Below are 11,913 nucleotides of genomic sequence, written 5' to 3'. Positions count from 1 at the left end.
GGTTGCCCGGCCCTGCCGGCTCTCGCGTGTGATGTAATTGCCGCATCGCGGGCCGCCTTGTCCCTCGCCCCATCGCTTTCTTCGCTTCGTCGCCCCATCGCCATGACCGCCACCACGCATTCCAAGAACTTCTTCCGCCTGGAAACCCATCTCCAGTCGCAGACGGGCCGGGCCATCGGCGATTTCAAGATGATCGAGGACGGCGACACCGTGCTGGTGTGCCTGTCGGGCGGCAAGGACTCGTACACCATGCTGTCGGTGCTGATGGCGCTGCAGAAGCGCGCGCCGGTCAAGTTCAAGCTGATCGCGATGAATCTCGACCAGAAGCAGCCGGGCTTCCCCGCGCACATCCTGCCCGCCTACCTGAAATCGGTGGGGGTGGAGTATGTGATCGTCGACGCGGATACCTACTCCATCGTCAAGGAGAAGGTCCCCGAGGGCAAGACCACCTGCTCGCTGTGCTCGCGCCTGCGCCGCGGCGTGATCTACCGTACCGCCAAGGAGCTTGGCGCCAACAAGATCGCGCTGGGCCACCATCGCGACGACATCATCCAGACCTTCTTCCTGAACCTGTTCTTCGGCGGCAAGATGAAGGCGATGCCGCCCAAGCTCGCCACCGACGACGGCCAGCATATCGTGATCCGTCCGCTGGCCTACTGCGCTGAGAAGGACATCGCCGCCTACGCGCGCGCCATGGAATATCCCATCATCCCGTGCAACCTGTGCGGCTCGCAGGAAAACCTGCAGCGCAAGAAGGTCAAGGAGATGCTGGTGGAGTGGGAGCGCCAGAACCCGGGCCGGACCGACAATATCTTTGCCGCGCTGCGCAGCGTGGTGCCCTCGCACCTGGCCGATACCGAGCTGTTCGACTTCAACGGCCTGGCCACGGGGCTGGCCAAGGTGGATGAGAACTCGCTGTTCGGCGAGACCACCTTCTCCCAGCAGCCCCTGGTGTTTGCCGGCGGCATGGAAGAGAACAAGCTGGAGTTCGTGCGCTTCGAAAAATCCGCGCCGGCCAGCCCGGAGCAGGCCGGCGCCGAATAAGCCAGCGGCGCACGCCAGTCCGCGCGGGCTGGCTCAGTTCTCCGCGCGTGCCGGGTTTGCCGCCGCCGCGCCGGAGGGGCGCTCGCGCATCAGCGCATTGGCGTCGTCGATCCATTTCCGCAGGCGCTCGGCGGCGTGGCTCTTCTGCTCCGCCGTGGCCAGGTTGGCGATGGTCGCGGTGAGGGCAAGGCCTGCCTCGTTATCTGCCTCGCGGCGCGCGTTGCGCTCCTGGCCCGGCGGGTTCTGCCAGTGGTCGCCGTAGCGCTTGAGCATGGCGAGGACCTGGGCCTTGGGCGGATGCTCCGCCTGCACCTGGCGCACCAGCGCCAGCCATTCCTGCTGGCGCTTGATGCGCTCGGCGTAGCGTGCCTCGGCGCCTTGCGCCACGGGCGCGATGGCACGCCGGATGGTGGTTTCCTGGTCGCTCGAGAAGCGCCCATAGATCAGCCGCGCATAGTCCATCACCTTGTCGAAGCGAGCCTCCTCGCGCGCCTCCGGGTCCGGGCGCAGGTATTCCTTGCGGTATTTGGCGTTGGCATCGGCGAATTTCTTTTCCATGCGGGCGATCTGCTCGGGCGTGAGCGTCAGCAGCAGGTCGGCCACGTCCGGCGCGCAGCGGTCGAAGGCCACGCGCGCCAGGCGGTGGGCACCGTCCTGGATCCTGCCCACCGCCTCCGCGGAAACCGGCTGCTGCACCATATTCCTTGCCCGCCCCAGCAGGCCGGCGATTTCGGGCAACTGGTCCGTGCGGTGCCAGGCGAAGAAGCGGGCGATGGCGTCGCGGGTGAGCGGCTCCTGGGCGGCGGAGACATCCACATAACTGTCGATCCACCAGTAGGCCAGGCGGTCGCCTTGCTGGTAGCCCAGCTTCATGGCATTGCAGGCCGTCAGCCCGAGCACCGCGCAGGCCAGCAAGAGACGCCGCAGCCGCTCCCCTCGCAGGAAGGGAAATGGCGCCAAACGGCGAAAAACCCACATGATAGAATCCTTTTCCGCACGTCCAGGCGCCCGTTTGCGCGCGCTATCCCCGACCGGCGCAGGCGCGATCGCCTGTCCCGGGGGCTGGGCCGGAACCGGGGCCAACGCTGCAGACCTCCGGCCTGTCCGAGAGGGAGCTTCAAACAGGTTTTTGGACACACTCACTTAGGACCCTCCTTGTGAATATCGTCATTCTCGCTGCAGGCATGGGCAAGCGGATGAACTCCGCGCTACCCAAGGTGCTGCATCCGCTCGCCGGCCTGCCGCTGCTTGCGCATGTGATTAATACGGCACGCAAGCTGTTGCCGACACGGCTGGTTGTCGTGGTCGGGCATGGGGCCGAGCGCGTGCGCGAGGCGGTCGGTGCCGACGACGTCGCCTTTGCCCTGCAGGCCGAGCAGCTCGGCACTGGCCACGCCGTGGCGCAGGCGCTGCCTTTGCTGGACGACAGCCAGCCCACCCTGGTGCTCTACGGCGACGTGCCGCTGACCGAGGCCTCCACGCTGCAGCGGCTGGTGGCCGAGGCCGGCGGCGAGCGCTTCGGCATCCTCACCGTCGAGATGGATGATCCCACGGGCTACGGGCGTATCGTGCGCGAAGCCGGCAGCATCGTGCGCATCGTCGAGCAAAAGGATGCCACCGAGCCGCAGCGCGCCATCCGCGAAATCAATACCGGCATCATCATGGCGCCCACCGGCCACCTGCGCCGCTGGCTGTCCACGCTGCGCAACGACAACGCCCAGGGCGAGTACTACCTGACCGATACCGTGGAGCGCGCGGTAGCCGACGGCATCGAGGTGGTCTCGGCCCAGCCCGGCGCGCTGTGGGAGACGCTGGGCGTCAACAGCAAGGTGCAGCTCGCCGAGCTCGAGCGCATCCATCAGCGCAATCTGGCGCAGCGCCTGCTCGAGGCCGGCGTGACGCTGCTGGATCCCGCGCGCATCGACATCCGCGGCGAACTCACCTGCGGGCGCGATGTCACCATCGACGTCAACTGCGTATTCGAAGGGCGCGTGCACCTGGAAGACGGTGCGCACATCGGCGCCAATTGCGTGATCCGCAACAGCACCGTCGCGTCGGGCGCGCGGGTTCAGCCCTTCTGCCATTTCGAGGACGCCAGCGTTGGCGCGCAAGGCCGCATCGGCCCCTATGCGCGCCTGCGCCCCGGCACGGTACTGGGCGAGGACGTGCATATCGGCAACTTCGTCGAGGTCAAGAACAGCCAGTTCGGCGCGCACAGCAAGGCCAACCACCTGGCCTACGTGGGCGACGCCACGGTCGGCTCGCGCGTCAATATCGGCGCCGGCACCATCACCTGCAACTACGACGGCGCCAACAAGTTCCGCACCGTGATCGAGGACGATGTCTTCATCGGCTCCGATACGCAGCTGGTTGCGCCGGTGACGGTGGGGCGCGGCGCCACCATTGGCGCCGGCACCACGCTGACCAAGGATGCGCCGGCAGACAAGCTGACCCTGTCGCGCGCCAGGCAGATGACGCTCGATGCCTGGAAGCGGCCGGTCAAGCAGGCCAAGAAATGAACCCGGCCACCGCCTGGCCGGGCTGAGGCCTGGCGGCGGTGGCAATCCGCGGTGGGCGGCATTGCCGTCCCCGCGCCAATTATCCGGTGCGGCAATGGCCGCACCTTGTGGGAGAAGACTATGTGCGGCATCGTCGGCGCGGTTTCCACGCGCAATATCGTTCCTGTCCTGATCGAAGGCCTGCGCCGCCTGGAGTACCGTGGCTATGATTCCTGCGGTGTGGCGGTGGTGCGCGAGGGCGCGCTCGAGCGCGCCCGCACGGTATCGCGCGTGGCCGACCTTGACGAGCAGACCCGCGCCTCCGGCCTGTCCGGCCTGACCGGCGTGGCGCATACCCGCTGGGCCACGCACGGCAAGCCCGACACCACCAACGCCCACCCGCACTTTTCGGGCGAGACCATTGCGCTGGTGCACAACGGCATCATCGAGAACTACGAGCCGCTGCGCGAAGAGCTGCGCGCCGCCGGCTACGGTTTCGAGTCGCAGACCGATACCGAGGTGGTCGCCCACCTGATCCACCAGGTCTACACCTATCCCAGCAGCGCCACCCGCGGCGACCTGTTCGCCTCGGTGCGCGCGGTGACCAAGCGCCTGCATGGCGCCTATGCCATCGCCGTGTTCTCCAAGGACCATCCGGAGCGCGTGGTCGGCGCCCGCGCCGGCTCGCCGCTGGTGGTGGCGCTGGGCGAGAACGAGTCGTTCCTGGCATCCGACGCGCTGGCCGTGGCCGGCACCGCCAACCGTATCATCTACCTGGAAGAGGGCGACGTGGTGGAGATCACCCGCGAGGGCGCCACCATCCGCGATGTGCACGACCACCTGGTCGAGCGCGAAGTGCGCGTGGTCGAAACCCACGCCGCGGCGGTCGAGCTCGGGCCATACCGCCACTTCATGCAGAAGGAGATCTTCGAGCAGCCGCGCGCGCTCGGCGACACGCTGGAAGGCATCGACGCCATCACGCCGGACCTGTTCGGCGAGCGGGCACAAAGCGTGTTCAGCGAGATCGACAGCGTGCTGATCCTGGCCTGCGGCACCAGCTACTACTCCGGCTGCACCGCCAAGTACTGGCTCGAATCCATCGCCAGGATCCCGACCCAGGTCGAGGTGGCCAGCGAATACCGCTATCGCGAGACCGTGCCCAATCCGCGCGCGCTGGTGGTGGTGATCTCGCAGTCCGGCGAAACCGCCGACACCATGGCCGCGCTGCGCCATGCCAAGTCGCTCGGCCACGCCCACACGCTCGCGGTGTGCAACGTTGCCACCAGCGCCATGGTGCGCGAGACGGAGCTGCGCTTCCTGACCCGCGCCGGCACCGAGATCGGCGTGGCCTCGACCAAGGCCTTCACCACCCAGCTCGCCGCGCTGTACATGCTGACCATCGCGCTGGCCAAGGTGCGCGGCAAGATCACGCCCGAGGCCGAGGCCGCCGCGCTCACCAACCTGCGCCACCTGCCGGTCGCGCTGCATGGCGTGCTGGCGCTGGAGCCGCAGATCATCGCCTGGTCGGAAGACTTCGCCCGCCGCGAGAATGCGCTGTTCCTGGGCCGTGGCCTGCATTACCCGATCGCCCTCGAAGGCGCGCTCAAGCTCAAGGAAATCTCCTATATCCACGCGGAAGCCTATCCCGCCGGCGAACTCAAGCACGGCCCGCTGGCGCTGGTGACCGAGGCCATGCCGGTAGTCACGGTGGCGCCCAACGACGCCCTGCTCGAGAAGCTCAAGTCCAATATCCAGGAAGTGCGCGCCCGCGGCGGCCGGCTCTATGTGTTCGCCGACAGCGACACCCATATCCAGTCCACCGACGGCATCCAGGTGATCCGCCTGCCGGAGCACTACGGCGACCTCTCGCCGATCCTGCACACGGTGCCGCTGCAGTTGCTGGCCTATCATACGGCCTGCGCACGCGGCACGGACGTGGACAAGCCGCGCAATCTGGCGAAGTCGGTCACGGTCGAGTAAGGTGGGCCGCCGGGGAGGCCCGGCGGCTGGCACGGCCGGCCGGGTTGTACGCGTTGGCATGATGGCTGGAAGCGCGGCGCGCAACAGCGGCCGAGGGCGGGCCATCCCGTCTGCCGCCCTGCCGACGCGGGCCGGCCTGGCTTGCTGCAATCCTCATCAGGCAATCGTCATCTGTCCCACTTTCCTTTCCCGCGTTCCCGTACGTCCTGCAGTAGCCGGCCGCGCCGCAGCGGCTGGCGCGATGGCGAACGTCTGGTGAGCGCGCCGCCGGAGACGGTCGCGTGACACCCACAGCCCGGCGCCGGGCCCTGGGACGCTGCGCCGCCGCGCGGCTTGCATGGCTTTTCCTGATCCTGTTTTCCCTGCCGGCTGTCAGGGCCTGGGCCGCCGATACGGACCCGTTGCTGCTGCAGGCGCCCGACGCGGCATGGCTGCGCGATCCCGGTGGGCGCATGACGGTGGAGCAGGCGGCGGCGCGCGCCGCCAGCTTCCAGCCGCTGCAGCGTGGACTGAGCGCAGGCTTTACGCGCGACGCCTACTGGTTCCGCGTGGTGCTGCCGGCCGCCGCGCAAGGTGGCGAACGCTGGCTGGAGGTGCCGCCCGGCGTGCTGGACGACGTGCGCCTCTACGAGCCCCGGGCGGATGGCGGCTGGTCCGAGCGGCGCAGCGGCAATGCGGTGCCTTTCGATCTGCGCGAAGCGCCCTATCGCGCGGCGAGCTTCCGCCTTGCGCAGGCGCGCCAGGGCGAGGTCCTGTATCTGCGCGTCCAGAGCGCCAGGACCATGGCGGTGATGCTCTACCTTTGGCACGGCCCGGCCCTGCAGGCGGCCAACGAGAGGGAGAACGTCGGCTATGGCCTCTACCTGGGCTTCATGCTGACGGTGGTGCTGTTCAATCTCGCGGGCTGGCTGGCGACCCGGCGCAGTCTCTATGGCTTGTTCGCGTTGTTCGTGCTGGCCGCGACCACGCGCTGGTTTGCTGCCGACGGGCTGGCCGGCCAGTTCCTGTTCCCGCACGACACGGCGACGACATTGCTGTTTACCAACGTGCTGCTGGGCGTCCATTTCTTCTGCGTCAGCCTGTTCCAGTCCCGGCTGCTGCAGTTCCGGGAGTATTTCCCGTTCCTGTATCGCTACGCCCAGTTCATCATGCTGATGGGCGTGCTGGTCGTCGTCGCGTCTTTCACCGGCCACTTCGGCGCCTTTGCAACGGTGCTCTATGCCGCTGGGCTGCTGGGACACGCCTTGTCGATACCCGCCTACCTGCGCCAGTGGCGAAGCGGCAGTTTCTCCGGCCGGCTGACCGCGGCCGCCTTTATCGTCTCCGGCCGGCTGACCGCGGCCGGCTTCATCCTTTACTGCCTCAGCATCCTGCCCAGCATCCTGGGCACGCTCGGACTGATCCGGCTCGATCCCGCCGCCCTGCAGGCCGCCCACCTCGTCGACCTGCCGCTGGTGCTGATCCTGCACCTGAGCATCGTGCTGCAGGTGCGCGATGCCGAACGCACCAGCGGCGAGGCCCAACGGCAGGCCAGCGACGCCCTGGCGTCTTCCCTGCGCGAGCGGGCCGCGCGCGAAGAGCAAAGCCGGCTGCTGGCCATGATGACGCACGAGGTGCGCACGCCCGTGGCCGTGATCGATGCCGCCAATTACAGTTTGCGTCTGCTGGATGAGTCCGGCGCCGATCGCGGCCAGCGGGGCAGCCGCTACGAGAGTATCCAGCTCGCCGTGCGGCGCCTGAAGTCGCTGATGGAGCTGGCCGAGGCCCGCGAGCGGCTGATGCCTGACGGGCACCGGATCGAGGCGGCGCCACTGGACCTGGCCGATCTCAGCCGCGAGGTGCTGGCCACGGTCGAGCCGCAGGTCGCCGAGCGCGTCGTGCTCGAGGTCGATGCCCCGCTGCCCCGGCACGAGGGCGAAGCCCGCCTGCTGTATTTCGTCCTGCTCAACCTGCTCGACAACGCGGTCAAGTACGCGAAGCCGGCGACGCCGATCCGGATAGGGATCGCACCGGGCCCCAACGAGGGCCGGCGCGGCGTGGTCTGGCGCATCAGCGACAGCGGCCCGGGTGTGCCCGAAGGCAAGGAAGAGGCGATCTTCGAACGGTTTCTCCGTCTCGACGGCGCGGCGGACCAGCCGGGGCTGGGGCTGGGATTGCCGCTGGCGCGCAAGATCGTCGAGCAGCATGCCGGCCGCCTGTGGTGCGATACCCGCAGGCGTGACGGCGCCAGCTTCGTGGTCTGGCTGCCGGAGGCATCATGACGATCTCGCCTGGGGCGTCCCGGCTCCCGATCGCACTGGTCGAAGACAACGAGCGGCTGCGCACGGAACTGGCCTTCCACCTGACCTATGCGGGCTATGCGGTGACCGGGCTGGCCGACGGTGCCGCGCTCGACGCCCACCTGGCCGGCCAGCCATGCCGGCTGGTGATCCTCGATCTGGGCCTGCCTGGCGAGGATGGGCTTTCCATTTGCGAGCGGCTGCGCCAGTCCCGGCCCGAGCTGGGCATCGTCATGCTCACGGCGCGCGGCATGGCGCCCGACCGCCTGGCCGGGCTGCGCCGCGGCGCCGATGCCTATCTTGTCAAGCCGGCGCCGGCGGAGGAACTGCTGGCGGTCATCGCCAACCTGCTGCGACGGCTGGGTCCCGCTCCTGCCGCCGCGGGCGTCGCGCTTCCGTCCCTGGCGCCGGCCGCGTGCTGGCGCCTCGATGCGCGGCGTCTCACGGCGACGACGCCGGAGGGCAAGGCGCTGATGCTCACCCGCATCGAGAGCCAGTTGCTGCAGGCGCTGCTGCGCAGCGCCCCGGATCCGGCCGGGCGGCGGCAACTGGTCGAGGCACTGGGCGGCAGCTATTTCGATTTCGACGAACACCGGCTGGAAGTCGCCATCAGCCGGCTGCGCGGCAAGCTGGCGCAAGCCTGGCCGCACGGCCAGGCCATTCGCACCGTGCGCGGCGTTGGCTACATGCTGCTGCAGCGCTGGCAGGAACAGGCCGTCGCTTAGGCATCGCCAGCGGCGCGGCCGCTTGTGAGCATCTGTGAGCTTTGCCGCCGCGGAACTTTGTATCCTCACGCCCGGGCGGGTGCTGTCCCGCCGGGATACAACGAAGCGAAGCGTGAGGTGCAGATGAGACAGGGCGAACTATTGGGAAGAGTGGTCGCTGGGGCGGTGTTGCGCATTTCCCGTGACCCATGGGGCAAGCTTCTGCCAGGCGTGAACCTGGTCGACCAGGCATCGCAGTGCGAGATTGCGTTCGTCCATGGCTGGCAGATCCGCAAGATGCTGGATTCGGGCCTGCTGGAGTACGACGGGGATACGCTGGAGGATTCCAGCCTGCTGCGCCCGACGGTCGCCGGGCTCGCTACCGGCAATGCCTGGCATCGCGCCAGGACGCGCAGCGAGACGGGAGGGCATGCGCGGGTTCACGCATCCGGCCTGAACCCGCCCTGGCCTGGCACTGGCTCGTCACGCCGGGCCGGCGGCGTCCTCGCCGGCCTGGCGCCGCTGCAGGAAGGCGGCTTCCGCCGGGGATAGCGGCACGTCGAGAAAGCGCTCCGGGATCTCCCACACGATCAGCGGCGGCAGCGTCTTGCCGCGGCCGCCGCTGGCCGGGCAGGCGCTCATGCCGGCAAAGAATCCGCCGCCCCCGCCAACGCGAGCGGAGACCGGCAACGCAGATCAGGCGCCGTCAGCAGTCCGGAGGACGCCACGGTGCCCGTCAGGCCAGCATGCGCGCGGCATGGATGCGCGGCAGCCTGGCCCGCCACGGCAGCGCCTCCTCGAGCGCCGCGGCGACCTGGAGCAGCGTTGCCTCGTCGCACATCGGCGCGGCGAATTGCACGCCCAGCGGCAGTTCGCCGGACCGGCCAAGCGGCAGCGAGATGGCCGGCGTGCCGGTGACGTTGAACAGCGGCGTGAAGGGGCAGTAGTCGAATACCTTGTCGCACCAGCCACGCGCATCGAGCGAAGGGTCATCCTGGTCGAGCAGGCCGAGCGGAGCGGTAGGCACGCGCGTGACGGGAGTCACCAGCAGGTCGTAGCGGGTAAAGAAGCGGCCGACCGCGCGCGCGACCGTATTCATGTCGGCCAGGGCCAGTTCGAGGTCGAGCGCCTTCAGCGCCAGCCCGTGCTCGATGCAGGCGCGTGTGCAGGCCTCCACGCCGCTGCCGTCATAGGGCCGGCCTATCCATTGGCCGGCCCCCAGCGCGCTGGCCGCCAGAAAGGAAGTCCAGGCCGTCATATTGGCGCGGGCGAAGGACTCGGCGCAGTACTCCGGGCTGGCGAACTCGACCTGGTGCCCCATCGCCTCCAGCGCCTGCGCCGCGGTCTGCACCGCGGCAATGCAGTCCGCATGGGTTTCGCCGGCGCCGGGGAAGCGGGTCGAGACGGCCACGCGCAGGCGCCGTGGCGGCGTTGCCGTGACGCTGGCATAGCGCTGGGCGGGGCGTTCGATATGGAATACCGCGCCGGTGTCCGGCCCTTCGACGGCGTCGAGGATGGCCGCGCAGTCGCGCACGCTGCGGGTCAATACGAACTCGGCGCCCAGGCCGAGCAGCGGCATGCCGTGGTCCGGCCCGGCCGGCGTGCGCCCGCGCGATGGCTTGAGTCCGACCAGCCCGCAGGCGGCGGCCGGGATGCGGATGGAGCCGCCACCGTCGTTGGCGTGCGCCACCGGCACGATGCCGGCCGCCACCGCTGCCGCCGCGCCGCCACTGGAGCCGCCGGGACTGTGCTGCGGTTGCCACGGGTTGCGGGTCGGGCCGTGCAGCCGGCATTCGGTGCTGGCATTGAAGCCGAACTCCGGCGTGGTGGTGCGGCCGAAGGTGGCAAAGCCGGCGCGCCGGAACCGTGCCATCAGTTCCGTATCGGCCTGCGGCACGATGCGCCCGGCCGTCATCCGCGAGCCGTTGTCGCAAGGCACGCCGCGCGCATGGAGCACCAGGTCCTTGAGCAGGAACGGCACCCCGGCGAACGGGCCGTCGGGCGCATAATCCAGCGGCGCGGCAAAGGTATCGATCAACGCGTTCAGCTGCGGGTTGATGCTGGCCGCGGCGGCGCGCGCAGCCGCCATTGCCTCGTCGGGGGATAGGCGCCGCGCGCGGATCTCCTGCGCGAGTCCGGTGGCGTCGTAGCTCGCATATTCGGCGATGTTCATCTGGTGTCGTCTCCTGTCCGGGCGGAGTCACGATCGGCTCCGCGGCGCCAGCCGTGGCTGGCGGTACAGGCATTTGAACAGCGGGGTGGCGCGGTGGAAACCGTTCAATTGCAGGACCCCCCGGGGTCCCGGCCGCGGCCACGTACCGGCTAGCCGCGCAGCCGCCCGGCCAGCGCGCCTTTGTCGCCGACCCCCAGCTTGGCGTAGGCCTGCCGGAGATGGTGGCGCACGGTGGTCGGGGCGATGCCGAGTTGCCGGGCCACGACCTTGTGGCTCAAGCCCTTGCCGAACAGCCGGGCCACGGCCAGCTCGCGCGGCGTGAGCAGGCCGGCGGCTCCGCGCGGGCACGCGCGCACCAGCACCAGGTCGCCCACCCGTTCCGCCGTCAGCCGCAGGCATGCGCCGGTGAATCCCGCGCCGCGCGCGTGCAGCAGAGGCTGGCGCGCTTCGCCCGGCAGCGTGAGCCCGTCCCATGCCCGCCATTGCAGCGCCATCCGCTCGCGGAAGGATTCGTCGGCATACTGCAGGAAGCCGTCGGCGTCGAATAGCGCGGTCGCCGTGCCGTCGCTGTCGCTGTCGCTGTCGTTGCCGCTGTCCCGCATTTCGCGCATCCGGCACAGCCGGTTCTGCTCCAGCGCTGCGGCCAGGTGGGCGATCACGCATTCCACCATCCTGAGGTCGCGTTCGGCATAGGGCTGCCGCCTTGGCTTGCGATATAGCGAGAGGTGGGTGGTGCGACGCGCCGGCGCGGCAAGGTGCGCGCCGCACAGGACATGGGCGATGCCTTGCCGCCGGCACAGCGCGCGAAGCGGCAGGCCCAGCGCCTCGCGCTGCACGGATAGCGCGACCGTCCCGCCGGGCCTGCCGGCTACCAGGCCGACCAGCGGGTCTTGTCCCTTTACCTGCTCCCAGTCGGTGACAAAGCCGGGGACCGCGTTGTCGGTATGGCTGCTATGCAGCTGCGGTCCCAGCGGCGTGAGCGTGGAGTGCCCGAGCCAGGCGCTGTCGAATTCCATATGCTCGTGCAGCAGTGCGAAGACGCGCTGCTCGAACGCGCCGATGCGCTCCGTCGCGGCAAGCCGGTAGAGCGACAGCAGCAGTCCGCTGACGCTGGCCGCCAGATGGACCTCGCTGGCCTGCGCCGAGGTGTCGCGCGTGGTGTGCGGATGCATTGTCGTCTCCTGTCCTGCCGCAGGACGTGGCGATCGTGCGTGGGCAGGGTGGCAGGCCCTGTC

At 69.2% G+C, this 11,913-nt stretch carries 9 protein-coding genes; 5 read left to right on the top strand and 4 right to left on the bottom strand.

Annotation, left to right across the window (positions count from 1 at the left end; genetic code table 11):
- Positions 1-102: 102 nt before the first annotated feature.
- On the top strand, positions 103-1,044 hold the full coding sequence (gene ttcA, locus P3W85_RS40800) for a tRNA 2-thiocytidine(32) synthetase TtcA (protein WP_017226191.1): 942 nt from the start codon (positions 103-105) through the stop codon (positions 1,042-1,044).
- Positions 1,045-1,077: 33 nt separating this feature from the next.
- On the opposite strand, the gene P3W85_RS40795 is transcribed toward ttcA, so the two are convergent.
- Positions 1,078-2,022 carry a DUF6279 family lipoprotein gene (locus P3W85_RS40795; RefSeq protein WP_276268994.1) on the bottom strand — a complete coding sequence of 315 codons (945 nt, stop codon included), beginning with the start codon at positions 2,020-2,022 and terminating at the stop codon, positions 1,078-1,080.
- 179 nt (positions 2,023-2,201) lie between these two features.
- Here P3W85_RS40795 and glmU point away from each other — a divergent pair, with 179 nt between their 5' ends.
- The 4 genes from glmU (at position 2,202) to P3W85_RS40775 (ending at position 8,526) form a co-directional block, all read left to right on the top strand.
- On the top strand, positions 2,202-3,563 hold the full coding sequence (gene glmU / locus P3W85_RS40790; protein WP_276268993.1) for a bifunctional UDP-N-acetylglucosamine diphosphorylase/glucosamine-1-phosphate N-acetyltransferase GlmU: 1,362 nt from the start codon (positions 2,202-2,204) through the stop codon (positions 3,561-3,563).
- A 120-nt stretch (positions 3,564-3,683) separates the two neighbouring features.
- A complete protein-coding gene (glmS, locus tag P3W85_RS40785) occupies positions 3,684-5,522 on the top strand; it encodes a glutamine--fructose-6-phosphate transaminase (isomerizing) (RefSeq protein WP_276268992.1) in 1,839 nt (612 codons plus the stop codon).
- A gap of 281 nt (positions 5,523-5,803) precedes the next feature.
- Positions 5,804-7,783 carry a sensor histidine kinase gene (locus P3W85_RS40780; protein ID WP_276268991.1) on the top strand — a complete coding sequence of 660 codons (1,980 nt, stop codon included), beginning with the start codon at positions 5,804-5,806 and terminating at the stop codon, positions 7,781-7,783.
- Positions 7,780-8,526 carry a response regulator transcription factor gene (locus P3W85_RS40775; protein ID WP_276268990.1) on the top strand — a complete coding sequence of 249 codons (747 nt, stop codon included), beginning with the start codon at positions 7,780-7,782 and terminating at the stop codon, positions 8,524-8,526. The genes P3W85_RS40780 and P3W85_RS40775 overlap by 4 nt, the downstream gene beginning before the upstream one ends.
- Before the next feature lie 462 nt (positions 8,527-8,988).
- Here the strand turns inward: P3W85_RS40775 and P3W85_RS40770 are convergent, their stop codons facing one another.
- The 3 genes from P3W85_RS40770 to P3W85_RS40760 form a co-directional block, all read right to left on the bottom strand.
- Positions 8,989-9,147: a hypothetical protein gene (locus P3W85_RS40770; RefSeq protein WP_276268989.1), complete on the bottom strand. Its 159-nt coding sequence runs from the start codon at positions 9,145-9,147 to the stop codon at positions 8,989-8,991.
- Positions 9,148-9,241: 94 nt separating this feature from the next.
- Complete coding sequence (locus P3W85_RS40765) at positions 9,242-10,678, bottom strand: amidase (protein WP_276268988.1); 1,437 nt, start codon at positions 10,676-10,678, stop codon at positions 9,242-9,244.
- A gap of 149 nt (positions 10,679-10,827) precedes the next feature.
- Positions 10,828-11,850, bottom strand: coding sequence for a helix-turn-helix transcriptional regulator (locus tag P3W85_RS40760; protein WP_276268987.1), 1,023 nt, complete (start codon positions 11,848-11,850; stop codon positions 10,828-10,830).
- Positions 11,851-11,913 lie beyond the last annotated feature (63 nt).

It is taken from the genome of Cupriavidus basilensis, from assembly GCF_029335485.1.
In the GTDB taxonomy this organism is placed as follows: Bacteria; Pseudomonadota; Gammaproteobacteria; order Burkholderiales; family Burkholderiaceae; genus Cupriavidus; species Cupriavidus basilensis_E.
Note: the sequence above shows the minus strand (reverse complement) of the source record. Positions and strands in the feature narration are given on the sequence as shown.

Excerpts from the sequence above, each read along its gene's own strand:
- P3W85_RS40775 (WP_276268990.1), top strand. The coding sequence starts at position 7,780 with ATGACGATCTCGCCTGGGGCGTCCCGGCTCCCGATCGCACTGGTCGAA.
- P3W85_RS40760 (WP_276268987.1), bottom strand. The coding sequence starts at position 11,850 with ATGCATCCGCACACCACGCGCGACACCTCGGCGCAGGCCAGCGAGGTC.
- P3W85_RS40795 (WP_276268994.1), bottom strand. The coding sequence starts at position 2,022 with ATGTGGGTTTTTCGCCGTTTGGCGCCATTTCCCTTCCTGCGAGGGGAG.
- P3W85_RS40770 (WP_276268989.1), bottom strand. The coding sequence starts at position 9,147 with ATGAGCGCCTGCCCGGCCAGCGGCGGCCGCGGCAAGACGCTGCCGCCG.
- P3W85_RS40765 (WP_276268988.1), bottom strand. The coding sequence starts at position 10,678 with ATGAACATCGCCGAATATGCGAGCTACGACGCCACCGGACTCGCGCAG.
- ttcA (WP_017226191.1), top strand. The coding sequence starts at position 103 with ATGACCGCCACCACGCATTCCAAGAACTTCTTCCGCCTGGAAACCCAT.
- glmS (WP_276268992.1), top strand. The coding sequence starts at position 3,684 with ATGTGCGGCATCGTCGGCGCGGTTTCCACGCGCAATATCGTTCCTGTC.